We start from the raw sequence: 25,642 nt of genomic DNA, 5'->3' as shown, positions 1-25,642 counted from the left end.
GCGACGACACGCCGTGCCGGGCCGCCCTGAACGCACACCGGACGACCGGTGGGCCGCACCTGCCAGTTCGCCTTTGACCGCCCCGCGCTGCCACAATCACCGACGTGCCATTCCGTAACGTCGCCATCGTCGCCCACGTCGACCACGGCAAGACCACCCTGGTGGACGCGATGCTGCGGCAGTCGGGCGCCCTGACTCACCGCGGCGACGACACCCAGGAACGCATCATGGACAGCGGTGACCTGGAAAAGGAAAAAGGCATCACCATCCTGGCCAAGAACACGGCCGTGCACCGCCGCAACCCGGACGGAACCGTCACGGTCATCAACGTGATCGACACCCCCGGGCACGCCGACTTCGGCGGCGAGGTGGAGCGCGGCCTGTCCATGGTGGACGGGGTGTTGCTGCTGGTCGACGCGTCGGAGGGGCCGCTGCCGCAGACGCGGTTCGTGCTGCGCAAGGCGTTGGCCGCGCACCTGCCGGTGATCCTCGTCGTCAACAAGACCGATCGGCCCGACGCGCGCATCGCCGAGGTCGTCGACGCAAGCCACGACCTGCTGCTCGACGTCGCGTCCGACCTCGACGACGAAGCCGCCAAGGCCGCCGAGCACGCGCTGGGCCTGCCGACGCTGTACGCCTCCGGCCGGGCGGGCATCGCGAGCACCACCCAGCCGGCCGACGGCGAGGTGCCCGCCGGCGACAACCTGGACCCGCTGTTCGACGTCCTGATGGAGCACATCCCGCCGCCGTCGGGAGACCCCGAGGCGCCGCTGCAGGCCCTGGTGACCAACCTGGACGCGTCCGCCTTCCTGGGCCGGCTGGCCCTGATCCGCATCTACAACGGCAAGCTGCGCAAGGGTCAGCAGGTCGCCTGGATGCGTGAGGTGGACGGCGTGCCCGTCATCACCAGCGCCAAGATCACCGAGCTGCTCGCCACCGAGGGCGTCGAGCGCAGCCCCACCGACGAGGCGATCGCCGGTGACATCGTCGCGGTCGCCGGGCTGCCCGAGATCATGATCGGGGACACGCTGGCCGATCCCGACCACGCCCACGCGCTGCCCCGGATCACCGTCGACGAACCGGCGATCTCGGTGACCATCGGCACCAACACCTCGCCGCTCGCCGGCAAGGTGTCGGGGCACAAGCTGACCGCGCGCATGGTCCGCAATCGCCTCGACCAGGAGCTGGTCGGCAACGTGTCCATCCGGGTGGTGGACATCGGCCGGCCGGACGCGTGGGAGGTCCAGGGCCGCGGCGAGCTCGCCCTGGCCGTGCTGGTCGAGCAGATGCGCCGGGAAGGCTTCGAGCTCACCGTCGGCAAGCCGCAGGTGGTCACCAAGACGATCGACGGCAAGCTGCACGAGCCGTTCGAGGCGATGACGATCGACTGCCCGGAGGAATTCGTCGGCGCGATCACGCAATTGATGGCCGCCCGCAAGGGCCGCATGGAGGAGATGGCCAACCACGCGGCCGGCTGGGTCCGGATGGACTTCATCGTGCCCAGCCGCGGCCTGATCGGCTTTCGCACCGACTTCCTCACCATCACCCGCGGCACCGGCATCGCCAACGCCGTCTTCGACGGCTACCGGCCGTGGGCGGGGGAGATCCGGGCCCGCCACACCGGCTCGCTGGTGTCCGACCGGTCCGGCGTCATCACTCCGTTCGCGATGATCCAGCTGGCCGACCGCGGCCAGTTCTTCGTTGAGCCCGGACAGGACACCTACGAGGGCATGGTCGTCGGAATCAACCCCCGCGCAGAGGATCTCGACATCAACGTCACGCGGGAGAAGAAGCTCACCAACATGCGCTCGTCGACGGCGGACGTGATCGAAACCCTGGCCAAACCGCTCGAGCTCGACCTCGAACAGGCCATGGAGTTCTGCGCGCAGGACGAATGCGTCGAGGTGACCCCGGAGATCGTGCGGGTCCGGAAGGTCGAGCTGGACGCCACGACCCGGGCCCGCAGCCGGGCGCGGGCCAAGGCCCGGGGTTAATCGCGCGTGCTTGGGCGGGCTGCTGGGCAGCTGCTCGTTACCCTGATCGGCATGCCGAGACGAGTCCGCCGTTTCTTCGTGACGGTCGGCGTGCTCCTCTCGCTGACCGGACTGGCGCTGGCGGCCTGCACGGTCAACCCCCCGCCGGCGCCGCAGAGCACCGACACGCCGCACAATTCGCCCCCGCCCCCGCCGCGGCCCACGCAGATCATCATGGGCATCGACTCGATCGGCGCCGGCTTCAACCCGCACCTGCTGTCCGACCTGTCGCCGGTGAACGCGGCGATCAGCGCGCTGGTGCTGCCGAGCGCGTTCCGGCCGGTGCCCGACCCCGCGTCGCCCACGGGCTCGCGCTGGGAGATGGACCCGACCCTGCTGGAGTCCGCCGAAGTCACCAACCAGAACCCGTTCACGGTGACCTACAAGATCCGGCCGGAGGCGCAGTGGACCGACAACGCCCCGATCGCCGCCGATGACTTCTGGTACCTGTGGCGGCAGATGGTCAGCCAGCCCGGCGTCGTCGATCCCGCCGGCTACGACCTGATCACCGGCGTGCAGTCGCTCGAGGGCGGCAAGCAGGCGGTGGTCACGTTCGCCCAACCGTATCCGTCGTGGAAAGAGCTGTTCAGCAACATCCTCCCGGCGCACATCGTCAAGGACGTGCCGGGCGGTTTCGCGGCGGGGCTGGCCCGATCGCTCCCCGTGACCGGCGGCCAGTTCCGGGTGGAGAGCATCGATCCGCAGCGCGACGAGATCCTGGTGACCCGCAACGACCGCTATTGGGGATCACCGGCCAAGCCCGCCGTCATCCTGTTCCGGCGCGCCGGGGCGCCGGCCGCGCTGGCCGATTCGGTGCGCAACGGCGACACGCAGGTGGCCCAGGTGCACGGCGGATCGGCGGCCTTCGCCCAGTTGTCCGCGATCCCGGACGTGCGCACCGCCCGGATCGTGACGCCGCGGATCATGCAGCTCACGTTGCGCGCCAACGAGCCCAAGCTGTCCGACGCGCAAGTGCGCAAGGCGATCCTGGGGCTGCTCGACGTCGACCTGCTCGCGGCGGTGGGAGCGGGCAGCGACAACACCGTCACGCTGGACCAGGCGCAGATCCGCGCGCCCAGCGATCCCGGCTACGAGCCGACCGCGCCGCCCGCGATGACCACGCCGGCGGCGCTGGCGCTGTTGGAAGGGGCCGGCTACAAGGTCGAGGGCAACGCGACCGCGTCGCCGGCTCCGACGCCGCCGAACACCGGGCCACCCGAGGTCATCCGCGGCCGGATCAGCAAGGACGGTCAGCAGCTGTCGATGGTCATCGGTGTGGCGGCCAACGACCCGACCTCCGTCGCGGTGGCCAACACCGCGGCCGACCAGTTGCGCAACGTCGGCATCGCCGCCAGCGTGCTGGCGCTGGACCCGGTGACGCTGTATCGCGATGCGCTGAACAACAACCAGGTCGACGCGATCGTCGGGTGGCATCAGGCGGGCGGAAACCTCGCGACACGGCTGGCCTCGCGGTACGGCTGCCCGGCGCTGCAGGCCACGCAGGTGCCGACGTCCACCGGGCCGACCACCAATGCGCCCTCGTCGACCGCGCCGCCGACCACCGGGTCCAGCACTTCGGCCACCACGCCGACGTCGTCCCCGCCGAGTCGGCCGCCGGACCCCAACGCCCTGGTGCAGGCGCCGTCGAACCTCACCGGGATCTGCGATCGCAGCGTCCAGTCCAACATCGACGCCGCACTCAACGGCACGAAGAACATCAACGACGTGATCACCGCGGTCGAGCCGCGGCTGTGGAACATGTCGACGGTGTTGCCGATCCTGCAGGACACCACGATCGTCGCGGCGGGCCCCAGCGTGCAGAACGTCAGCCTGACGGGGGCGGTGCCGGTCGGCATCGTCGGAGACGCCGGCCAATGGATCAAGACCGGGCCCTGACGGGCCCGTTCAGTCCCGCTTGGTCCGCGGCGGGATCACGGTATCGACGATCAGCGCGAGCTCCCGGCGGTTGGGCGGCGAGCCGGTCAGCAGGAAGTGCTGATTGATCAGGGCCGGGCCGATCCGCGCGGTGAGCGGGGTGATCAGCTCCGGATCGAGGTCGCCCTCCTCGACGGCGGCTCGCAGGATCGATTCGACGATCTGCAGGCGGGGAGCCACCACCGCGTCGGCGAAAATGGCCCGCATCTCGGGTTCGTGCAGGAGCTGGTTCACGGTGGCCATGCCGGGGAACGCGGTCTTGCCGGCGCAGACGTCGCGGTGCGCGGTGAAGACCGTCAGCAGGTTGTCCCGGGCCGACCGGCCGGCCCGCGCCTCGGGCAACGGCGGCAAAGTATGGACCAGCGCGGCGTGCACCAGCTCGCACTTGGTGGTCCACCGGCGATAGAGGGCGGCCTTGCCGGTGTGGGCGCGCGCCGCGATCCCCTCCATCGTCAGCCCGCCGTAGCCGACTTCGGCCAGCTCGGCCAAGGTCGCCTCGTACAGCGCCCGTTCGAGGACCTCGCCCCGTCGGCGGCTCCTGCCGCCGGCCGGGGCGGTCTTGGTGAGCTGCGGCATTCCTTGATAGTAGCCGCACGCGTTCCTATCGGCCGCGACGAGACCGCAACGGCCGGCGGCGGCGGGTAGGGTGCCGTCATGCCTGAGACTCCACGGCTGCTGTTCGTCCACGCGCATCCCGATGACGAGAGCCTCAGCAACGGCGCCACCATCGCCCACTACACCGCCCGCGGGGCGGACGTGCGGGTCGTCACCTGCACGCTCGGCGAGGAGGGCGAGGTCATCGGCGAACGCTGGGCCGAGCTGGCCGTCGATCGCGCGGATCAATTGGGGGGCTACCGGATCGGCGAGCTCTCCGCCGCGCTGCGTGAGCTGGGCGTCGGCGAACCGCACTACCTGGGCGGCGCCGGACGCTGGCGCGACTCGGGCATGCGGGGCACGCCCCGGCGGCAGCGCCAGCGGTTCATCGACGCCGACGAGCGGGAGGCCGTCGGCGCGCTGGTCGCCGCCATCCGCGAGCACCGCCCCCACGTCGTCGTGACCTACGACCCGGGCGGCGGCTACGGCCACCCCGACCACGTCCACACTCACACCGTCACGACGCGCGCCGTCGCCGCCGCGGGCTCCGACGACTTCCCCGGCGAGCCGTGGACCGTGCCGAAGTTCTACTGGTCGGTGTTCGCCACCCGCACCTTCCTGGCGGGCATGCGCGCGCTGGGCCCCGAGGACCTGTTGCCCGAGTGGACGATCCCGCCGGAGGAGGAGTTCGGCTTCGGGTACGCGGACGCCGACATCGACGCCGTCGTCGAGCCCGCCGTAGCGGCGTGGGCGGCGAAGCGGGCCGCGCTGGCCGCGCACGCCACCCAGGTCGTCGTCGGACCGACCGGCCGGGCCTGCGCCCTGTCGAACAACATGGCGCTGCCGATCCTGGCGGACGAACACTACGTGCTGGCCGCCGGCACGGCGGGCGAGCGCGACGAACGCGGCTGGGAGACGGACCTGCTCGCCGGGCTCGGTTTCGGTACGGCCGGCACACGGTAGGCTTGCGAATCAGGCAGCCACGGAAGGATTTCGCATGGACCCCGACCTGGACCCTAATCAGCAGCATTGGCAGGACCGGCTCGACAGCCTGCAGTGGGTTATCGGCTCGATACTCTCCAACATCGACAGCGTTCCGACCTGACCGAAACGAAGCCGCGCGCCGTACCCGTCGAAGACGGCGGCGCCACGGACCCCGCGATCCGTTTCGTTGTCTTGACGCTGCTCGCCGTCGACGGGGTCCTCTCCGCACTGGCCGGGGCCCTGCTGCTGCCTTCCTACATCGGGTCGATCCCTTTCCCCATCAGCGGACTGATTTCCGGATTGGTCAACGCCGCCCTGGTCTGGGCCGCCGGGCGGTGGACGACGTCGTCGCGGCTGGCCGCGCTGCCGCTGTGGACGTGGCTGCTCACCGTGGCGGTGATCAGCATGGGCGGCCCGGCCGACGACGTCATCCTGGGTGGCAGCGGCGTGATGGCCTACGGGGCGTTGATTCTGATCGCGTTGGGGGCGGCGCCGCCGTTCTGGGTGCTGTGGCGGCGCGGCCACCCGGACTGAACTTCGCGAGGTCGCGGGCAGGCATGTCCCCGCTTGCCCCGTGTGGGGCTGACGCTACTGTTGACTGTTGCGCAGACGGGGCCCGCACGGGTCAGAAGAAAATTTCACATGTTGGGACACGCGGATGAAATTCGATCGTGGGGAAGTTACACGAAGGTGCCGCTGACTCCGGGCGAGGAGCCTACCGCTCTTCCTAATCCTGTGGTTCCGCCAAAGACGAGCGCATCCGCGCTGCGGCGGGTGTTGCGCCGCGCCCGAGACGGCGTCGCGCTCAACGTCGACGAGGCGGCCATCGCAATGACCGCGCGGGGTGACGCCCTCGCTGATCTGTGCGCCAGCGCGGCGCGGGTACGCGATGCCGGGTTGGCGTCGGCCGGTCGGCGCGGCCCCGGCGGCGGATTGCCGATCACCTATTCGCGCAAGGTTTTCATCCCCGTCACCCACCTGTGCCGCGACACCTGCCACTACTGCACCTTCGTCACGGTCCCTGGCAAGCTGCGCGCGCAGGGCTCGGGCATGTACCTCGAGCCCGACGAGATCCTCGACATCGCCCGCCGCGGGGCCGAACTCGGTTGCAAGGAAGCGCTTTTCACCCTTGGCGACCGCCCCGAACAGCGGTGGCCGGAGGCGGCGCAGTGGCTGAGCGAACGGGGTTATGACTCCACGCTGTCCTACGTGCGGGCCATGGCGATCCGGGTGCTCGAAGAAACCGGATTGCTGCCACACCTGAACCCGGGCGTGATGAGTTGGTCCGAGATGGCCCGGCTCAAGCCGGTGGCGCCGTCGATGGGCATGATGCTCGAGACGACGTCGCGGCGGCTGTTCGAGACGAAGGGGCTTGCGCACTACGGCAGCCCCGACAAGGACCCCGCCGTCCGGCTGCGCACGCTGACCGACGCGGGCCGGTTGTCCATCCCGTTCACGACCGGCCTGCTGGTCGGCATCGGCGAGACCCTGACCGAACGGGCCGAAACCCTGCACGCGATCCGCAAGTCGCACAAGGAGTTCGGGCACGTTCAGGAAGTGATCGTGCAGAACTTCCGGGCCAAGGAGCACACCGCGATGGCCGACGTCCCCGACGCGGGGATCGAGGACTACCTCGCGACGGTGGCGGTCGCCCGGCTGGTGCTCGGCCCCGGCATGCGCATCCAGGCGCCGCCCAACCTGGTTTCCCCGGACGAGTGCCTGGCGCTGGTCGGCGCCGGGGTCGACGACTGGGGCGGCGTTTCACCGCTCACCCCCGATCACGTCAACCCGGAGCGGCCGTGGCCCGCACTGGACGACCTCGCCGACATCACCGCCCGGGCCGGATACGAACTGGTTCAGCGGCTGACCGCCCAGCCCAAATACGTGCAGGCGGGCGCGGCGTGGATCGACCCGCGGGTGCGTGGACACGTGCTGGCGCTGGCCGACCCGGCGACCGGCCTGGCCCGCGACGTCAACCCGGCGGGGCTGCCCTGGCAGGAGCCCGACGACGTCGCGTCCGCGGGGCGGGTCGACCTCAACGCCGCGATCGACACCGAAGGCCGGGCCTCCGAGGCCCGCAGCGACCTGGACAGCGCCTTCGGCGACTGGGAATCGATCCGCGCGCAGGTGCACGAGTTGGCCGCACGCGCCCCCGAGCGGATCGACACCGATGTGCTCGCCGCGCTGCGGGCGGCCGAGCGCGATCCCGCCGGCTGCAGCGACAGCGAGTACCTGGCGTTGGCGACAGCCGACGGGCCGGCCTTGGAAGCCGTTGCCGCGCTGGCTAATTCGCTACGCCGCGACACGGTTGGCGACGACGTGACGTTCGTGGTGAACCGCAACATCAACTTCACCAACATCTGCTACACCGGCTGCCGGTTCTGTGCGTTCGCGCAGCGCAAGGGCGACGCCGACGCGTACTCGCTGTCCACCGACGAGGTGGCCGACCGCGCGTGGGAGGCGCACGTCGAGGGCGCCACCGAGGTGTGCATGCAGGGCGGGATCGACCCGGAGTTGCCGGTCACCGGCTACGCCGACCTGGTCCGCGCGGTCAAGGCGCGGGTGCCGTCGATGCACGTGCATGCGTTCTCGCCCATGGAGATTGCCAACGGCGTCACCAAAAGCGGACTCAGCGTGCGCGAGTGGCTGATCAGCTTGCGCGAGGCCGGGCTGGACACGATTCCGGGCACGGCCGCCGAGATCCTGGACGACGAGGTGCGCTGGGTGCTGACCAAGGGCAAGCTGCCGACCTCGGAGTGGATCGACATCGTGACCACCGCGCACGAGGTGGGGCTGCGGTCGTCTTCGACGATGATGTACGGGCACGTCGACAGCCCGCGGCACTGGGTCGCCCACCTCAACGTGCTGCGGGGGATTCAGGACCGCACCGGCGGGTTCACCGAGTTCGTGCCGCTGCCGTTCGTGCACCAGAGCTCGCCGTTGTATCTGGCCGGCGCGGCCCGGCCCGGACCGACCCACCGCGACAACCGCGCCGTGCACGCGTTGGCGCGAATCATGTTGCACGGCCGCATCTCCCAGATTCAGACCAGCTGGGTCAAGCTGGGCGTCGAGCGCACCCAGGTGATGCTCAACGGCGGCGCCAACGATCTGGGCGGCACGCTGATGGAGGAAACCATCTCGCGGATGGCCGGATCGGAATACGGGTCGGCCAAGACGGTGGAAGAGCTGACCGAGATCGCCGAAGGGATCGGGCGGCCGGCGCGGCAACGCACCACCACCTACGCGCCGCGGGCCGCTTAACACGAAGACGGGGCGGGTACCCCGACGCCGTGAACCGACAGATCGACGATGACCGGTTCCCGGAATGGCGCCCGTTCGTGGACGCGGTGCAGCAGCGGCGACCCGACGCCGGAACCTGGTGCGAGGCCTGGACGGTGCGCGACATCGTCGTCCACCAGGCCGGAAACGCCGAGGAGATCGCCCGGGTGCTGGCCGCCCACCTGGAAGGCGAACCCGTCGGCACGCGCGGCTTCGAGGAGCGCGAGGGTCCACTGCGGGCCCTGAACGACTCGGATCTGTGGGACGCGTTCTTCGACCGGATGGCCACCCTGAACCGCGTGGCGGCGGCGGCCGACGACGTGCAACCGGACACCGACGTCGCGTGGACGGGCCGCACGATGAAAGTGCCCTGGTTCGCCGAACACATGCGCGAAGAGCTCGTGCTGCACGGTTGGGACATCACCGGCGATGACGCCGCGGCGCAGGCGCGGCTTGCCGAGCCCTGGATGACCACCCACAGCGTGCTGGCGGTCGGAAAACCCTTGTTGGCCAAGGGCGCCAAGGGGTTAGCACCGGGCGAGCGTATCGAGGCCCGGCTGCGGGTCCCCGCCGCCGACGACGTCGTCGTCACCGCCGAAACCGACAGCACCGCGATCGAACTCACCGAACCCGAGGGCCCCGCGACACTGGAGACCGATGCCGCCGCCCGCGTCCTGTTGCTCTGGGGGCGTAGGCCGGCGGACCCGTCGCGCATTTGCAGCCGCGTCGGACCGCAAACGCTGGGCCGCGTGCGCGGCCTGCTCAGCGGTTACTGAACCGGGGGCTCAGAAGTTATTACAGGTGACCGCGACCTGGTTGATGTCGTCGTAGTACTTCTGCGCCGACGGCATCGCCTGGATCTGCTGGGCCATCTGCTGGCGCTTCGGCGGCGGCGAGGCCAGGAAGCTGCGGATGTAGGACTGCGCCACGGGCGAGCTGTTCAGCTGCGCGGCGGCCGCCGGGTCGGTGGCGTTCAGCGCGGCGATCACCTGCCCGTAGTTGCACGTGGTGTTGATGATCGCGTCCGTCGGGTCCGCGGATGCGACCCCGGCGGCGGCGGTCAACGCCACCGCGGCGCTACCCATCGCGACGGTCAATTTGGTCAACGACAGCCTCATGTGTGGACACCTTCCCCGTTATGCACCGCTATCAAGGCGACGACATCTCACCCAGCGGTTGCCGTCTTCCGGTCGAGGTTACCAGGCGCCACGACCGTGCTTCCATCTCAACGGTTATCGCACAACCCCGCTGGACTGCGACTATGCGCAGGTCGGCGGCCGCGGACCGGTGTTCGCCCTTGGCGAAACGGACCCCGGGCGCCGGCTCCGAGACTGACGGTCTTAAATCGTTCATTTAACGGGCGTGCCAAGTGGTTGACGTGTATGTGCAACGTCTAGTATCAGTAACCGAAAGCTTTGTCTGGAGCGGCCGGAAGCACCGGGCGCGAGCCGAAGAGCAGCCCACCGAAGTAGTACATGGAGGAGACGTCTGTGACCTACACGATCGCCGAGCCCTGTGTCGATATCAAAGACAAGGCTTGTATCGAGGAGTGCCCGGTCGATTGCATCTACGAGGGCGCGCGGATGCTGTACATCCACCCCGACGAGTGCGTCGACTGCGGGGCGTGCGAGCCGGTCTGCCCCGTTGAAGCCATCTACTACGAAGACGACGTGCCCGAGCAGTGGAGCCAGTACACCCAGATCAACGCCGACTTCTTCACCGAGTTGGGATCGCCGGGCGGTGCCGCCAAGGTCGGCATGACCGAGAACGACCCGCAGCCGGTCAAGGACCTGCCGCCGCAGGGCGAGGGCGACTGAGCGGGCCGGTGCTGGACCAGCCCGGGGTGAGGCCGCGCGCCGCACGCGGGCACGTGTCGGCGTCCCTGCCGGAGTTCCCTTGGGACACGCTGGCGGAGGCGAAAACGCTGGCCGCATCGCACCCCGACGGGATCGTCGACCTATCCGTCGGTACCCCGGTCGACCCCGTCGCGCCGGTGATCCAAGACGCGCTCGCCGCCGCCGGTTCCGCGTCCGGGTACCCGGCCACCGCCGGCACCCCGCGACTGCGGGAGGCGGCGGTCGCCGCGCTGGCCCGCCGCTTCGGCGTCACCGGGCTGACCGAGGCCGCGGTGCTGCCGGTGATCGGCAGCAAGGAGCTCATCGCCTGGCTGCCGACGCTGCTGGGGCTGGCGGCCGGCGACGTCATCGTGGTGCCCGAGCTGGCCTACCCGACCTACGACGTCGGGGCCCGGCTGGCCCAGGCGACGGTGCTGCGCGCGGATTCGCTGACCCAACTGGGCCCCCAATCGCCCGCGCTGGTCTACCTGAACTCGCCGAGCAACCCGACCGGCCGCGTGCTGGGCGTCGACCACCTGCGCAAAGTGGTCGGCTGGGCCCGCGAGCGGGGCAGTGTGGTGGCTTCCGACGAGTGCTATCTGGGCCTGGGCTGGGAGGCCCAGCCGCTGTCGATCCTGCACCCGTCCGTCTGCGACGGCGACCACAGCGGGCTGCTCGCGATCCACTCGCTGTCGAAGAGCTCGTCGCTGGCCGGGTACCGGGCCGGGTTTGTCGCCGGTGACCCGGACCTGGTCGCCGAGCTGCTGGCGGTGCGCAAACACGCCGGGATGATGGTGCCCACGCCGGTGCAGGCGGCGATGGTCGCGGCGCTGGACGACGACGCCCACGAGCGGGCGCAGCGGGAGCGGTACGAACGGCGGCGCGCCGCGCTGTTGCCGGCGTTGCGTGCGGCCGGATTCGCCGTCGACCATTCCGAAGCCGGCCTGTATCTGTGGGCCACCCGCGACGAGCCCTGCGCGGACACCGTCGGCTGGCTGGCGGGGCGCGGCATTCTCGTGGCCCCCGGCCACTTCTACGGCCCGCGCGGCGCGCAACACGTGCGCGTCGCGTTGACGGCCACCGACGAGCGGATCGCCGCCGCCGTACAGCGACTCGCCTAGCCGGGGGCCGCCCGGCTGCCAGCCTGGCGGCGGGGAACGTGCACAATGCATCGGAGGTGTTTCGCCCGCTCACGGTAAGGACGGTGGTCGTGACCACTTCGGCCGGCAACCTGCGCATTCCCCTCTCGGTCGGGGACGTCGTCAAGCGGGTCTTTCTGGGCAAGCCGCTGATCACCGAGGACATCGCCTCCGAGAAGTTGTCGAACGGCGTTGCGCTGGGCGCGCTTTCGCCGGACGCGGTGTCATCGGTCGCCTACGGCCCCGAGCAGATCCTGATCGAGCTGCTGCCGCACGCGGGCCTGGCCGCGTTCCTGCTGCTGTTGCCGATCACCGGTGTCATCCTGCTGATCCTGGTCCTGGTGGCCGCCTCGTACCGGCAGGTGGTGATGGCCTACACCCGGGCGGGCGGCTCCTACATCGTCGCGCGCGACAACTTCGGGCCGCGGGTCGCCCAAATCGCCGCGGCCGCGCTGCTGATCGACTACGTGGTCACCGTTGCCGTGCAGTCGGCGGCCGGGACGGTCGCGGTGGTGTCGGCGGTACCGGCGCTGGGTCCGTACAGCCTCGAACTCACCGTCGGTGTGGTGCTTGCCATCTGCTATGCAAACCTGCGCGGATTGAAGGAAGCGGGCCTGCCGTTCGCGGTGGCCACCTACTCCTTCATCGTCATGGTCGGGCTGACGATCGTGGTCGGCGTGGTTCGCGCCATCGCCGGGAACCTACCCACATACGATCCCACCCACATGGCCGGCACCGTGCCCGTGCACCAGGGCAACGGGTTGGTGCTGGGCGCCACGATCCTGGTGCTGCTCCGCGCGTTCGCCAACGGAGGCTCGTCGCTGACGGGCGTCGAGGCCATCTCCAACACCGTCGACTACTTCCGAAAGCCGCAGGGCCGCAACGCACGCCGCGTGCTCACCGCCATGGCCACCATCCTCGGTCTGCTGCTGGCCGGCGTCGCCTATCTGGCGCACGTCACCCACGCCACGCCGTACCTGACCGAATATCCGTCGGTGCTCTCGCAGATCGGCCGCGCCGTCTTCGGCAATGGCGTGGTCGGGGACGTGTTCTACATCCTGGTCCAGGCCGCCACCGCCGCCATCCTGTTCACCGGTGCGAACACCAGTTTCAACGGATTCCCGGCGCTGGCCAGTTTCGTCGCCGAGGACCGGTTCCTGCCGCGCCAACTCACCAAACGCGGTCATCGCCTGGTCTTCTCGAACGGCATCATCACCCTGACGGCGTTGTCGGTGCTGCTGCTGGTGGTCACCGGGGGCTCGGTCAACGCGCTGGTCCCGTTCTACGCGATCGGCGTGTTCACCGGGTTCTCGATGGCCGGCTACGGGATGACCAAACACCATCTGACACATCGCGAACCGGGATGGCGACGCCGCCTGGCCATCAACCTCTCCGCGGCGGTCCTGTCCACGATCGTGGTGGGCATCTTCGCGGTGGCGAAATTCACCGAGGGTGCGTGGCTGGTGGTCGTGGTCTTCCCGCTGCTGGTGTTCATGCTGATGCGGCTCAACCGCGAATACCGCGCCGAGGCCGCCATCCTCGAGATGTTTCGCACCGACCGTCCGGAGCTGGTGAAATATGCGCGGCACCGGGTGTTCGTTTTGGTCGACTCCGTCGACCTGGCGGTGATCGAAGCGCTGCGCTACGGCAGGGGATTGCGCGCCGACGAGCTGACCGCGGTGCACTTCATGGTCGACCCGGCCCACGCCGCGCAACTGCGGAAGCGTTGGGATCACTTCGATCTGGACACCCCGCTGCGCGTGGTCGACTGCCCGGACCGCCGGATCAGCCGGGCCGCGCAGCTCCTGGTGGCCAAGGCGCGCGACGAACAACCGCACACCAATGTGACGGTACTGCTGCCGCGTCGCACGTTCGCCCGGCTGCTGGGCCGCCTGTTGCACGACCGCACCGCGGACAAGATCTCCCGCGCGGTGAGCCTGATCCCCGACGCGGCGGCGACGATCGTGCCCTACGACGTCGAATCGCGGATCAGGGAGGCCTACCCCGACACGTTGGAGCAGAAGATCGCGCAGGAGATCGACAAGCTCGAAGCGTGGGTGTCCCGGGGTGAGGACGAGAAGGTGGACTCCTACGAACACCCCGAGCGACCGGCATCGGTCATCCTGGTGGCCGGCCTGATCTCGGGGCAACGGGCCACGGTCGAGGGGCGGGTCAACCAGGTCGAGGACGTCACCGACCGCGGGCGGACCTTCCGGCAGGTCGTCGTCGGGGACAACAGCGGGGAAATGACGATCACGTTCCGTCCCGGCCACGGCGGCGCCGACATTCAGCCCGGCCAGTTGCTGCGGATCAGCGGCAAGGCCCGGCAGACGGGCAACCGCCCCATCTCGATGGTCGACCCGGCGTATCAAATCATCGAGGACCCCGCGGAGGCGGTCGACTCCGGCGAGTCGGGGGACGCCGACAAAGCCTAACGGCTCGCGCGGTTGCCCCAAAGCGGGTTGACGCCAGCATATTTCGCGTCTTCGTCGTCATCCGGCCGGCGGTTTCCAGCGGTCTTCACGGCCGCCCCGGCCGGGCCGGACCAACCGCGGAAATCACAGTCGCGGCATGGGTTTCAGGGCGTCGCGCCCCGGCGAATTCGTGGGCCGGCCACCTTCCCCAACCGGTTAAGCTGACGGAGTCGGGGTCGGTAAGCTGACACCCGCAGACTGGCCAACGCCGTTGGGGGAGAACAGAGGACTGCACATTGCGTGCCGCAACCGCCACACCCGTTGCTGTCATCGGGATGGCCTGCCGACTTCCCGGTGGGATCGATTCTCCGCAACGACTGTGGGAGGCATTGCTGCGCGGCGCCGATTTCGTGGGCGAGATTCCCGCCGACCGGTGGGACGCGGACCTGTACTACGACCCCGAACCCGGCGTTCCCGGCCGGTCGGTGACGCGGTGGGGGGCGTTCCTGGACGACGTCGGCGGCTTTGACTGCGATTTCTTCGGCATGACCGAGCGCGAGGCCACCGCGATCGACCCCCAACACCGCTTGCTGCTGGAGACGTCCTGGGACGCCATCGAGCACGCGGGCCTCGATCCCGCGCGGTTGTCCCACTCGCAGACCGGCGTCTTCGTCGGGCTTACGCACGGCGACTACGAACTGCTCTCCGCCGACTGCGGCGCCGCCGAGGGCCCGTACGGGTTCACCGGCACCAGCAACAGCTTCGCGTCTGGGCGGGTCGCCTACACGCTGGGGCTGCACGGCCCCGCCCTCACCGTGGATACCGCATGCTCGTCGGGGCTGATGGCCGTGCACCAGGCGTGCGGCAGCCTGAGCAGCGGCGAAAGCGATATGGCCCTGGCTGGCGGCGTCGCGGTGACGCTGGAGCCGCGGAAGTCCGTCTCGGGATCGCTGCAGGGCATGCTGTCGCCGACCGGCCGTTGCCACGCCTTCGACGTGAACGCGGACGGCTTCGTGTCCGGTGAGGGCTGCGTCATGCTGCTGCTGAAGCGGCTCGAAGACGCGCAACGCGATGCCGACCGGATACTTGCCGTCGTGCGCGGCACCGCGGCCAACCAGGACGGCCGAACCGTGAACATCGCGGCGCCGTCGGAAACCGCGCAGGTGGCCGTTTACCGCAAGGCGCTGGAGGCCGCCGGCGTCGACGCCGCCACGGTCGGCTTCGTCGAGGCACACGGTACCGGCACCCCGGTCGGGGATCCGATCGAATACGCGAGCCTGGCCGCCGTGTACGGCACCGCCGGGCCCTGCGCGCTGGGCTCGGTAAAGACGAACTTCGGCCACCTGCAGTCGACCTCCGGACCGCTGGGGTTGATGAAGGCGATCCTCGCGCTACAGCACGGCACGGTGCCCCAAAACCTGCACTTCACCCGGCTGCCCGACGAGATGGCCGCGATCGAGACGGAGCTGTTCGTGCCGCGGGCCAACACGCCCTGGCCCGGCGACCGGCACCCGCGCCGCGCAGCGGTGTCGTCGTACGGGATGTCCGGCACCAACGTGCACGCCGTCCTAGAAGAGGCGCCGGAAGAGGCGCCCCCGGGCGCCCCGGGCGCCCCGAATGTCAACGGGGCGTTGCTGTTTCCGGTGTCGGCGACCTCCGCCGAGCAGCTGCGCGTCACGGCCGCCCGGCTGGCGGACTGGATCGACGCCGGGGGCGCCGGCACGGCGGCGCTGCCGGACCTTGGCTACACGCTCGCGCGTCGCCGCGCGCACCGGCCGGTGCGAACGGTGGTGTCGGCCGGCGACTTCGGTGAGCTCAGCGCGGCCCTGCGCGAGGTCGCCGGCAGCGACATCCCGCTCGAACCCGCCGTGGGTCAGGACGACCGGGGGCCGGTATGGGTGTTCTCCGGGCAGGGTTCGCAGTGGTCAAAGATGGGCGCCGAGCTGCTGGCCTGCGAACCGGTGTTCGCCGCGACGATCGCGGCGGTGGAACCGCTGATCGCCGAGGAATCGGGGTTTTCGGTCACCGAGGCGATGTCGGCGCCGGAGGTGGTGACCGGCATCGACCGGGTGCAGCCGACGATCTTCGCGATGCAGGTCGCGCTGGCCGAGACGATGAAGGCCTACGGGGCGCGTCCCGGCGCCGTGATCGGCCATTCGCTCGGCGAATGCGCGGCGGCGGTCGTCGCGGGCGGCCTGTCGCTGCACGACGGGGTGCGCGTCATCTGCCGGCGCTCCAGGTTGATGGCGCGGCTCGCCGGGAGTGGCGCCATGGCGTCGGTGGAGCTGCCGGGCCAACAGGTGTTGTCGGAGTTGTCCATTCGCGGAATCTCCGATGTTGTCCTCTCGGTGGTCGCGTCGCCCACGTCCACGGTCGTCGGCGGTGACACGCAGTCGATCCGCGAGCTGGTCGCGGCCTGGCAGGAGCAGGACGTGGTGGCGCGTGAGGTGGCCGTGGACGTGGCATCGCACTCGCCTCAGGTGGAGCCGATCCTCGACGAACTCATCGAGGCGCTCGCCGGGCTCGAGCCCCGGGAGCCGGAGGTGCCCTACTACTCGGCGACGCTGTGGAACCCGCGCGAACGGCCCTCGTTCACCGGCGAGTACTGGGCTGAAAACCTGCGCTACACAGTGCGTTTCGCGGCGGCCGTGCAGGCCGCCCTCAAGGACGGTTTCCGCGTCTTCGGGGAGCTTTCGCCGCATCCCCTGCTCACGCACGCCGTCGAGCAGAACGCCGCAAGCCTGGACATGCCCATCGCGGCGTTGGCGGCCATGCGCCGGGAGCAAGAGCTGCCGGCCGGCATGCGGGCGTTCGTCGCCGACGTGCACAGCGCCGGCGCCGTCGTCGACTTCTCGGTGCTGTACCCGACCGGTCGCCTGGTGGACGCGCCGATCCCGACCTGGACGCATCGCAGGCTGATGCTCAGCCGCGAGGCAACGGACCAGGCGCACGGCGCCTCGGTCCAGGCCGTGCATCCGCTGCTCGGTGCGCACGTGCACCTGCACGAGGAACCCGAGCGCCACGTCTGGCAGGGCGACGTCGGGACCGAGGCGCACCCGTGGCTCGGCGACCACCAAATCCACCACGTGGCAGCGTTTCCCGGTGCCGCTTACTGCGAGATGGCGCTGAGCGCGGCGCGTGCGGTCCTCGGTGAGCGGTCCGAGGTCAGCGACGTCACCTTCGAGCAGACGCTGTTGCTGGACGACCGGACGCGGGCCTCCTCGGCGGCGACGGTCACCGCGCCGGAAGTTTTCGATTTCACCGTGGACACCCACGAGGACGGCGAACGCGTGCCCCGGGCGCGCGCGGTCCTGCGCGCCGTGGACGCAGCGCAGCCGCCCGCTCACGACATGGCCACCTTGATCGCCAACCATCCGTCCGGCATGGACGGCGCCGAATTGCGAAAGGCGTTCGACGCGATCGGGATTCACTACGGCCCGGCCTTCTCGGGCCTGGCGGCCGCGCTCGTCGGCGACGGTGACACTTCCACGGTGCTCGCGGAGGTGGCGCTGCCCGGAGCGATCCGCTCGCAGCAGTCGGGCTACGCCATCCATCCGGCACTGCTGGACGCCTGTTTTCAGTCGGTGGTCGTGCATCCGCTGGTGCAGCGCGCCGGCGCGGGCGGTCTGCTGCTGCCGGTCGGCGTCCGGCGGTTGCGCAGCTATTCCCCCGCCCGCAACGCGCAGCACTGCCTGACGCGGGTGAGGTCGTCGGACCCCGGCGAGTGCGAGGCGGACATCGACGTGCTCGACCAGTCCGGCGGCGTGCTGCTCAGGGTCGAAGGGCTGCGGCTGGCCGGTGGAAGCTCCGAAGGCGAGCGGGCGGAGCGGCTGCTCAACGAGCGGTTGTTGACCATCGAATGGGAGCCGCGACAGCTCCCGGACGCCGCGGGGGCCGAGCCGGGATCGTGGCTGTTGCTCAGCGCGTGCGATGCGACGGATCCGCTCACGGCCCAACTGGGCGAGGCGCTGTCAGACGGCGCCCACTGCACCACCTTGCCCCTGCCGGTTGGCTCGGCGGAAACCGCCGGGCTGCGCGCGCTGCTGTCCGGCACCGGCCTGGCGCCCTCGAACGGGCACGGCCCGCTCAAGGGCCTGACGGGAGTGGTCGTGGTGACGGAGCCCCCGGCCGGCGGCGCCGATCCGGCGCGGCGCGGGCGCGACTACGTGTCTCACCTGGTCGCGGTCGCCCGTGAGCTCTCCGAGCTGCCGGGCGAGTCGCCCCGGCTCTTCGTGGTCACCAGGAACGCCGCCACCGTGGCGGCCGGCGATGTGGCCAACCTGGAGCAGGCCGGGCTGCGCGGACTGCTGCGCGTGATCGATTCCGAACACCCGCACCTGAGCGCCACCCAAATCGACGTCGACGGCGCGACCGGGCCCGAACACGTTGCGGCGCAACTGAAGAGCGGCTCGGCAGAAGACGAGACCGCGTGGCGACACGGGGAGTGGTACACCGCGCGGCTGCGCCCGGGGCCGCTGCGTCCGGCCGAGCGGCGGACCACGGTCGTCGATCACGAGCGGGACGGCATGCGCCTGCAGATCCGCACCGCGGGTGACCTCGAATCGCTGGAGTTCACCGCGTTCGACCGCGTCCCGCCCGGCCCGGGCGAGATCGAGGTCGCGGTCGCCGCGTCCACCGTCAATTTCGCCGACGTGCTGGTCGCGTTCGGCCGCTATCCCACCTTCGAGGGCTACCAACAGCAATTGGGTGGGGACTTCGCCGGCGTGGTGACCGCCGTCGGCCCCGACGCCACCGAGCACCGGGTGGGCGACCGCGTGGGCGGGATGTCCCGCAACGGCTGCTGGGGCACCTTCGTCGTCGCCGACGCCCGGCACGCGGTCACCCTCCCGCCCGACCTCCCGCTGGAAGACGCCGCCGCCGTGCCCACCGCCGCGGCGACCGCCTGGTACGCCCTGCATGACCTGGCCCGCATCGCGCCGGCCGACAAGGTGCTGATCCACTCCGGCACCGGCGGCGTCGGGCAGGCGGCCATCGCGATCGCCCGGGCCGCGGGTTGCGAAATCTTCGCGACCGCGGGCAGCCCGCGGCGCCGGCAATTGCTGCGCGACACGGGAATCGAGCACGTCTACGACTCGCGCAGCGCTGCGTTCGCAGACGAAATCCGCCGTGACACCGGCGGATACGGCGTCGACGTGGTGCTCAACTCGCTGCCCGGCGCCGCGCAGCGCGCGGGAGTCGAGCTGCTGGCGTTCGGCGGCCGATTCGTCGAGCTGGGCAAGCGCGACATCTACCGCGACACCCACCTCGGGCTGTTCCCGTTCCGCCGCAACCTGTCGCTGTTCGCGGTCGACCTGGCGTTGCTGACGTTCAGCCATCCCGAGACCGTCCGGCGCCTGCTGACCACCGTTTACCGCCGCACGGCCGACGGCGAGCTGCCCATGCCGCGCACGACGCACTACCCGATCCAGGACGCGGCCGCCGCGGTCCGCCTGGTCGCCGCGGCCGGGCACACCGGCAAGGTGGTGCTCGACGTGCCGCGCGCCGGCCGCAGTGTGGCCGCGGTCCCCCCGGAGCGCGTTCGGCCGTTCCGCGGCGACGGCGCCTACATCGTCACCGGCGGCATCGGCGGACTGGGGTTGTTCCTGGCGGGTGAGATGGCGGCGCGCGGCGCCGGACGGATCGTGCTCAACTCGCGCTCGGCGCCCAACGAGCAAGCTTGCCAAGACATCGAGCGCCTCCGCGCCGGCGGGGCCGACGTCGCGGTGGAGTGCGGCGATATCGCCGAGCCGGCCACGGCCGAGCGGCTGGTGGCGTGCGCGACCGCGACGGGGCTGCCGGTGCGCGGGGTGCTGCACGCGGCCGCGGTGGTCCAGGACGCCACGCTGGCCAACGTGACCGACGAACTCGTCGACCGGTGTTGGGCGCCAAAGGTTTACGGGGCCTGGAACCTGCACCACGCGACCGCGAACCAGCCGCTGGACTGGTTCTGCTCCTTCTCCTCGGCCGCCGCGCTGGTCGGCTCGCCGGGGCAGGGCGCGTACGCGGCGGCCAACAGCTGGCTGGACGCCTTCGCGCACTGGCGCCGCAGCCAGGGGCTCGCGGGCAGCGCGATCGCCTGGGGCGCATGGTCGGAGGTCGGCCGGGCCACGGCGCTGGCGGAAGACGCGGGCGTCGCGATCAAGCCGGCGGAGGGTTACCACGCCTTCGAATCCCTGCAGCGGTACGACCGCGCCTACACCGGCTACGCGCCGATCATGGGAACGCCCTGGCTGATGTCGTTCGCGCAACGCAGCCGGTTCGCCGAGGCGTTCCAGTCGGCGGGGAGCGGCAGCCCCGACACGGGCAAATTCCTGGCCGAGCTCAAGGCGCTGCCGCGCGAGGAATGGCCGACCGCCATCCGCCGGCTGGTTTCCGGCCAGATCAGCCTGTTGCTGCGCCGCACAATCGATCCCGACCGTCCGCTGTCCGACTACGGACTGGATTCGCTGGGAAACTTGGAGCTGCGAACGCGCATCGAAACGGAAACCGGGGTGCGCATCAGCCCCACCAAGATCACCACGGTTCGCGATCTCGCGGAACACCTGTGCGACGAGTTGGCCGCCGCGGAGTCCGCATCATCGCCGTCCTGACCGGCGGCCCGACGGGGGCATTCGGCTCACCCTGGTCGTAACCGTCGGCGTCTGGGCCGGGCGGCGCGGCCCGTCCGTGCCGGGGCGGCCACGCTCGGTCGCGCGGCGCCGGGAGCTGGCCGAATGCCGTCCGCCCTGGCGCCGCGGCACGGTAGCGGAGACCCGAAAATCTCCTGTAAATTGGCCATCTTAAGTAACCGACCGGCCACAACCCCGGTTTGATTGATGCGCGATCTGGTGAAGGTCGTGGGAGGACTTCTACGGGATCGGTGTCGAGGAGCCGAAAATGTCGAACAACATCACCTGGCACGACCACCACATCAGCCGTGACAGCCGGGAAAAGCTCAACGGGCACCGGGGCTGCGTCCTCTGGTTCACCGGGCTCAGCGGCAGCGGGAAGAGCACAGTGGCCAACACCGTCGAACAGAAGCTGTACGACCGGGGCATCCGAAGCTATCTCCTCGACGGGGACAACGTCCGCTACGGGCTCAACGCCGGTCCCGACACCCTCGAGCCCCGCCACGGCGCGGCGTTCGCCAAGCGGTTCGGCCTGGGCTTCTCCGCCGAAGACCGCGAGGAGAACATCCGGCGCATCGGCGCGGTCTCGAAGTTGTTCTGTGAGGCCGGCGTGATCGCCTTGACGGCCTTCATCAGTCCCTACCGGCGTGATCGCGACGCGGTGCGCGAAACGCTGCCCGAGGGCGACTTCCAGGAGATCTTCATCGACACCCCGATCGAAATCTGCGAAAAGCGCGACCCCAAAGGCCTGTACAAGAAGGCCCGGGCCGGCGAGATCAAGGGATTCACCGGCATCGACGATCCGTACGAGGCTCCGGTGGAACCGGAATTGCGACTCGAGGGCGGGGCGAAGGACGCGGACACCCTGGCCGAGGAGGTGATTGCGCACCTCGAGAAGGTCGGCGTCATCCCTGTCCTCGCGCGCAGCCAGGATGGGGCGGTCGGGGTTTAGGAATCGGCACGGGCGCCGGGCTGTTTGCCAGGAAAGTGTTGGACTGCGAAGCGAGGGGCATCGAATGAGCTATACGGGTCACAACGGCAAGCCGATCGTGGAGCGGGTGGCCACCGAAAACGCGGCCGGCCGGATCCAGGGCCTGGCGCGGGTGCCGATCTCGAAGGCGACGGCGCACGAGGTCATCAGCCTTTCCTACGGGTTCTTCACGCCCCTGACCGGGTTCATGGGCCGGCAGGAGGTCGACACCACGCTGGACAAGTTGGCGCTGCCGGACGGGACGCTGTGGAGCATCCCGATCGTGTTCGACCTGTCCTTCGACGACATCGAGAAGCTGGGCGTCCAAGAGGGCGCGAGCGTGGTGCTGGAATATCTGGACGTTCCGATCGCCATCCTGGACGTCACCGAGATCTACGAGTATGACCTGCAGCGCCTGGCTGAGAAGACTTACGGCACAACGGATCCCCGTCACCCGGGGGTGAAGAAGACGCTGGCCTACGCGGACCGGTTCGTCGCCGGGGATGTCACGCTGATCAACGAGCCGGTGTTCAATGAGCCCTTCAAGAGCTTCTGGCTCACCCCCCGGCAGCACCAGGACGCGCTCGCGGAGAAGAACTGGACGCACGTCGTCGCGCATCAGACCCGCAACGTGCCCCACACCGGGCACGAGGCGCTGATGAAGCAGGCGTGGCTGGCGGCCAACGAAGACCAGCCGGTCGACGACCTGAGCACGGGCGTGCTGGTCAACGCGATCATCGGGCAGAAGCGGGTGGGCGACTACATCGACGAGGCGATCCTGCTCACGCAGGACGAGCTCAGGAAGAGCGGGTATTTCCGGGAGGACGTCCACAAGGTGACCTTCACGCTGTGGGACATGCGCTACGCGGGCCCGCGGGAGGCGATCTTCCACGCGATCCTGCGCACCAACCTCGGGTGCACGCACCACATGTTCGGCCGCGACCACGCCGGCGTCGGCGACTTCTACCACCCGTACGACTCGCAGAACCTCCTTCAGGAACACCGGTCGGAGCTGGGCATCAAACCGGTGTTCCTGCGGGAGAACTGGTATTGCCCCGAATGCCGCGAAGTGACCAACTCGGCGCTGTGCGGGCACGACTCCAAGGCCCAGAGCTTCAGCGGAAGCCTGATCAGGAGCATTCTGACCGACGAGGTGAAGCCCACCCAGCAGGTGATGCGGCACGAGGTGTTCGAGGTGGTTCTCGAGGCGGCCGCCAAGTACGGTCAGGGCTCGCCGTTCGTCACCGAGGAGTACCTGGCGGACCGGCTGCCCGTGTTCACGCTGAATCCGTTGGAGGGGGCCCGATCATGAGTGGCGACGCAAAGAAGATCAAGGTCAACGTCTGGATCAACGAGGAACGGCTCGAGGCGCTCGCGAAAGCGGGAATGGCCGACTCGGCCAAGGAAGCCTTCGCGGGGATGAGGCTCCTGGAGATCTACACCACGGAAGAGCAAAAGGACGTTGTGCTGCAACGCTTTCCGGGATCGAAGTACGACTCCGCCACCACCAAGTCCATCGAGTTGCTGCCCAAGAAGGTCAAGGACAGGCTGCTGGAGCTGTCCATCGCGCTGCACTCCACGGGCCCGGACGTGGTGGACCGCTTCCTCGCCGAGTCGCAGCCCTAGGCCCGGCGCTCATGCGTCGAGCCGGGTGAACTCCTGACGGCGGTACTGCTCGACGCAGGCGGCGCGCCGGATCTTGCCGCTCGTCGTGGTGGGAATCGACCCCGGCGACACCAGCACGAGATCGGCGACATTGAGACCGTGCGAACTTGAAATCGCCGCGGTGACATCGTTTTTGACGACCGCGAACCGCCGCGACACCTCCTCGTCGGAGTCGCCGCGTTTCTTGATTTCGATGATGGTCACCAGCTTCTCGGTCTCGTCCACCGCCACGGAGATCGCCGCGACGCGACCGCCGGTGATCCCCTGCACCGTCGACTCGATGTCCTCGGGATAGTGGTTGCGGCCGTAAACGATCAGCAGATCCTTCGTCCGGCCCACGATGAACATCTCACCCTCGCAGACGAACCCGAGGTCGCCGGTGCGCAGCCACGGTCCCTCCGGTGTGCCCGGGGACGGGTCGGCCACGACGCCGCCGAAGGTGCGTTCGGTCTCCTCGGGCTTCTGCCAGTAGCCGCCCGCCACGTTCTCGCCGTGGACCCAGATCTCGCCCACCGAACACGCCGGGCATTCCCGGCGGGTGTCGGGGTCGACGATCCGCACCACCGGCGATGTCGGCATGCCGTAGCTCAGCAGCGGCGAGCCGCTCTCCGCCGCGCAGCGCTCCGCGGCGCCCTCCGAGAGCTTCCCGGGATCGAAGTGAACGACCCGCGGGGCGCCACGGGTGGTGCGGCTGGTGACGTACACCGTGGCCTCGGCCAACCCGTAGGACGGGCGCATCGCGCGGTCGTCAAAGTTGTACGGCGCGAAGCGTTTAGCGAACCGGTCCAGCGTGGCGGGGTGGATGCGCTCGGCGCCGCTGACGATGCCCAGGACGTTGCGCAGGTCCACGCCCTCCAGGTCGGCGTCCTTCGTCTTGCGAACGGCCAACTCGAACGCGAAGTTCGGCGCCGCCGACATCACCGGTGCGCCGATCGACATCGCGTGGATCCAGCGTGCCGGCCGCTGCAGGAAGGCGACCGGGCTGGTCAGGTCACCCCGATAACCTCCCATGATCGGCGCGATCACGCCCAGCACCAACCCCATGTCGTGGTAGAAGGGCAGCCAGGAAACGGCGGCGGTTTCGCGGGGCGGAACGCCATTGAACTCGGCGAAGTAGGCGGCCATCAGCTGCTGGAAGTTCACGCGCAGGTTGCGGTGCGAGATCATCACCCCGGCGGGCAGGCGCGTCGAGCCGGACGTGTACTGCAGGTACGCCGTGTCGGGGGCGCCGCTGAGCCGGATGCCCGGCGCGGCGGTGTCGTCCAAATCCAGCGCATCGACCTCGACGACGGTCGGGGTGGTCGTCGAGCCGGGCTGACGCAGATACTCGCCGATGGTTCCGGCGACCGCGGACGTGGTGAGGACGACGGTGGGCGTGGTGTCGGCGAGAACGGCGCTCACCCGTTCGTCGTGGGCGCCCACCGCCGGGACGGACAGCGGCACCGCGATCAGCCCGGCCTGCATCGCGCCCAGGAAGGCCACGACGTAGGGCAGGCCCTGCGGAGCCAGGATCACGGCCCGGTCCCCGACGGCGCCGTGCCGCTTGACCTCGTGCGCGACTTTCAGGGTCCGCTGGTACAGCTGCGCCCACGTCAACGTCTCGGTGACGCCCGCCCAATCGTGCTCGTAGTCGGTGTAGCGGAACGCGATCTCGTCGGGCTGCAGTCCCGCGCGTTCACGCAGCAGGGAGACCACCGACGCGTTCTGCATGCGGGTTAGGCTACCGCTCTTCGTCCGCTTGCGGATGCCGGTCGCGTCACTGCCGCACTCCGGTTGCCGGTGGTGCGCCGGGGCCACGGCCCCGGCCGTCGGCCCCTGTGTGCGCCGGACCGCGCCTGACTGCGATGCGCCAGCGAATGCTGTTGTGCCCCAATCACTGTCACGGTGCGGCCGGACCGTAGCCCCAGGTGCGCGGCACCATCGGAGTGCGCGCGGCGCCGTCGAAGGCACCGTCGCCCAGCGCCGTCAATCCGGCCGCTGTGGCCGCCCCTTCGGCCGGTGCCGTTCCGGTGAAGCCCAGGGTTTGCGCGCCCCGATCCGAGGCGCTCGTCGACGGTTCGGCGTCGAGGTATTCGTACCGGCGGCCGCGTTGGGTGACATCCGCCCGCCGGCGCCGCGTCAGTGAAGACTCTTCGTCGGCCTCGACGGCCGCGGGAGCCTCGATGAGATTCACCTGGGCCGCCCGC

16 protein-coding genes and 1 pseudogene are annotated in these 25,642 nt (G+C 69.9%); 13 read left to right on the top strand and 4 right to left on the bottom strand.

Annotated features, from left to right (window positions below; translation table 11 throughout):
• Positions 1–104 precede the first annotated feature (104 nt).
• Complete coding sequence (gene typA, locus A5681_RS16470; RefSeq protein ID WP_067276976.1) at positions 105–1,994, top strand: translational GTPase TypA; 1,890 nt, start codon at positions 105–107, stop codon at positions 1,992–1,994.
• A 45-nt stretch (positions 1,995–2,039) separates the two neighbouring features.
• Positions 2,040–3,929: an ABC transporter family substrate-binding protein gene (locus A5681_RS16465; RefSeq protein ID WP_197498621.1), complete on the top strand. Its 1,890-nt coding sequence runs from the start codon at positions 2,040–2,042 to the stop codon at positions 3,927–3,929.
• Positions 3,930–3,938: 9 nt separating this feature from the next.
• Here A5681_RS16465 and A5681_RS16460 read toward each other — a convergent pair whose 3' ends face one another.
• A complete protein-coding gene (locus A5681_RS16460) occupies positions 3,939–4,544 on the bottom strand; it encodes a TetR/AcrR family transcriptional regulator (protein WP_067276969.1) in 606 nt (201 codons plus the stop codon).
• 78 nt (positions 4,545–4,622) lie between these two features.
• Between A5681_RS16460 and mshB the strand changes: the two genes are divergently transcribed.
• The 4 genes from mshB to A5681_RS16440 all read left to right on the top strand — a co-directional run bounded on the left by mshB (position 4,623) and on the right by A5681_RS16440 (position 9,601).
• Complete coding sequence (mshB, locus tag A5681_RS16455) at positions 4,623–5,525, top strand: N-acetyl-1-D-myo-inositol-2-amino-2-deoxy-alpha-D-glucopyranoside deacetylase (protein WP_067276964.1); 903 nt, start codon at positions 4,623–4,625, stop codon at positions 5,523–5,525.
• Positions 5,526–5,618: 93 nt separating this feature from the next.
• Positions 5,619–6,080: a hypothetical protein gene (locus A5681_RS16450; protein WP_067276961.1), complete on the top strand. Its 462-nt coding sequence runs from the start codon at positions 5,619–5,621 to the stop codon at positions 6,078–6,080.
• Positions 6,081–6,188: 108 nt separating this feature from the next.
• Positions 6,189–8,807 (top strand): bifunctional FO biosynthesis protein CofGH, encoded by a 2,619-nt coding sequence (locus A5681_RS16445; RefSeq protein WP_082968391.1) that lies wholly within the window; start codon positions 6,189–6,191, stop codon positions 8,805–8,807.
• 29 nt (positions 8,808–8,836) lie between these two features.
• Positions 8,837–9,601, top strand: coding sequence for a maleylpyruvate isomerase N-terminal domain-containing protein (locus tag A5681_RS16440; protein WP_067276953.1), 765 nt, complete (start codon positions 8,837–8,839; stop codon positions 9,599–9,601).
• Positions 9,602–9,610: 9 nt separating this feature from the next.
• Here the strand turns inward: A5681_RS16440 and A5681_RS16435 are convergent, their stop codons facing one another.
• Complete coding sequence (locus A5681_RS16435) at positions 9,611–9,943, bottom strand: hemophore-related protein (protein ID WP_067276950.1); 333 nt, start codon at positions 9,941–9,943, stop codon at positions 9,611–9,613.
• 372 nt (positions 9,944–10,315) lie between these two features.
• Between A5681_RS16435 and fdxA the strand changes: the two genes are divergently transcribed.
• The 7 genes from fdxA (at position 10,316) to A5681_RS16400 (ending at position 23,417) form a co-directional block, all read left to right on the top strand.
• Positions 10,316–10,642 carry a ferredoxin gene (gene fdxA, locus A5681_RS16430; protein WP_067277001.1) on the top strand — a complete coding sequence of 109 codons (327 nt, stop codon included), beginning with the start codon at positions 10,316–10,318 and terminating at the stop codon, positions 10,640–10,642.
• 53 nt (positions 10,643–10,695) lie between these two features.
• Positions 10,696–11,781, top strand: a complete 1,086-nt coding sequence (gene dapC, locus A5681_RS16425) for a succinyldiaminopimelate transaminase (RefSeq protein WP_067276998.1) — start codon at positions 10,696–10,698, stop codon at positions 11,779–11,781.
• An 89-nt stretch (positions 11,782–11,870) separates the two neighbouring features.
• Positions 11,871–14,234: an APC family permease gene (locus A5681_RS16420; protein ID WP_067276995.1), complete on the top strand. Its 2,364-nt coding sequence runs from the start codon at positions 11,871–11,873 to the stop codon at positions 14,232–14,234.
• Between the two features lie 275 nt (positions 14,235–14,509).
• Positions 14,510–20,803 (top strand): sulfolipid-1 biosynthesis phthioceranic/hydroxyphthioceranic acid synthase, encoded by a 6,294-nt coding sequence (gene pks2, locus A5681_RS16415; RefSeq protein ID WP_067276947.1) that lies wholly within the window; start codon positions 14,510–14,512, stop codon positions 20,801–20,803.
• A 286-nt stretch (positions 20,804–21,089) separates the two neighbouring features.
• Positions 21,090–21,773 (top strand): adenylyl-sulfate kinase, encoded by a 684-nt coding sequence (cysC, locus tag A5681_RS16410; RefSeq protein WP_067276944.1) that lies wholly within the window; start codon positions 21,090–21,092, stop codon positions 21,771–21,773.
• Positions 21,774–21,837: 64 nt separating this feature from the next.
• Complete coding sequence (sat, locus tag A5681_RS16405; protein WP_067276941.1) at positions 21,838–23,103, top strand: sulfate adenylyltransferase; 1,266 nt, start codon at positions 21,838–21,840, stop codon at positions 23,101–23,103.
• Positions 23,100–23,417, top strand: a complete 318-nt coding sequence (locus A5681_RS16400) for a DUF6955 family protein (protein ID WP_067276938.1) — start codon at positions 23,100–23,102, stop codon at positions 23,415–23,417. The genes sat and A5681_RS16400 overlap by 4 nt, the downstream gene beginning before the upstream one ends.
• Before the next feature lie 9 nt (positions 23,418–23,426).
• Here A5681_RS16400 and fadD21 read toward each other — a convergent pair whose 3' ends face one another.
• On the bottom strand, positions 23,427–25,166 hold the full coding sequence (gene fadD21, locus A5681_RS16395; RefSeq protein WP_067276925.1) for a fatty-acid--AMP ligase FAAL21/FadD21: 1,740 nt from the start codon (positions 25,164–25,166) through the stop codon (positions 23,427–23,429).
• 169 nt (positions 25,167–25,335) lie between these two features.
• Positions 25,336–25,642: pseudogene (locus A5681_RS27470) on the bottom strand (hypothetical protein); the annotation flags it as partial.

The sequence above is a fragment of the Mycobacterium scrofulaceum genome, from assembly GCF_001667885.1.
GTDB classification, from domain to species: Bacteria; Actinomycetota; Actinomycetes; order Mycobacteriales; family Mycobacteriaceae; genus Mycobacterium; species Mycobacterium scrofulaceum_C.
Note: the sequence above shows the minus strand (reverse complement) of the source record. Positions and strands in the feature narration are given on the sequence as shown.

What these genes read in the sequence shown, in the direction of transcription:
- A5681_RS16460 (WP_067276969.1), bottom strand. Translation starts at nt 4,544, where the DNA reads ATGCCGCAGCTCACCAAGACCGCCCCGGCCGGCGGCAGGAGCCGCCGA.
- A5681_RS16435 (WP_067276950.1), bottom strand. Translation starts at nt 9,943, where the DNA reads ATGAGGCTGTCGTTGACCAAATTGACCGTCGCGATGGGTAGCGCCGCG.
- A5681_RS16400 (WP_067276938.1), top strand. Translation starts at nt 23,100, where the DNA reads ATGAGTGGCGACGCAAAGAAGATCAAGGTCAACGTCTGGATCAACGAG.
- A5681_RS16445 (WP_082968391.1), top strand. Translation starts at nt 6,189, where the DNA reads ATGTTGGGACACGCGGATGAAATTCGATCGTGGGGAAGTTACACGAAG.
- cysC (WP_067276944.1), top strand. Translation starts at nt 21,090, where the DNA reads ATGTCGAACAACATCACCTGGCACGACCACCACATCAGCCGTGACAGC.
- mshB (WP_067276964.1), top strand. Translation starts at nt 4,623, where the DNA reads ATGCCTGAGACTCCACGGCTGCTGTTCGTCCACGCGCATCCCGATGAC.
- sat (WP_067276941.1), top strand. Translation starts at nt 21,838, where the DNA reads ATGAGCTATACGGGTCACAACGGCAAGCCGATCGTGGAGCGGGTGGCC.
- fadD21 (WP_067276925.1), bottom strand. Translation starts at nt 25,166, where the DNA reads ATGCAGAACGCGTCGGTGGTCTCCCTGCTGCGTGAACGCGCGGGACTG.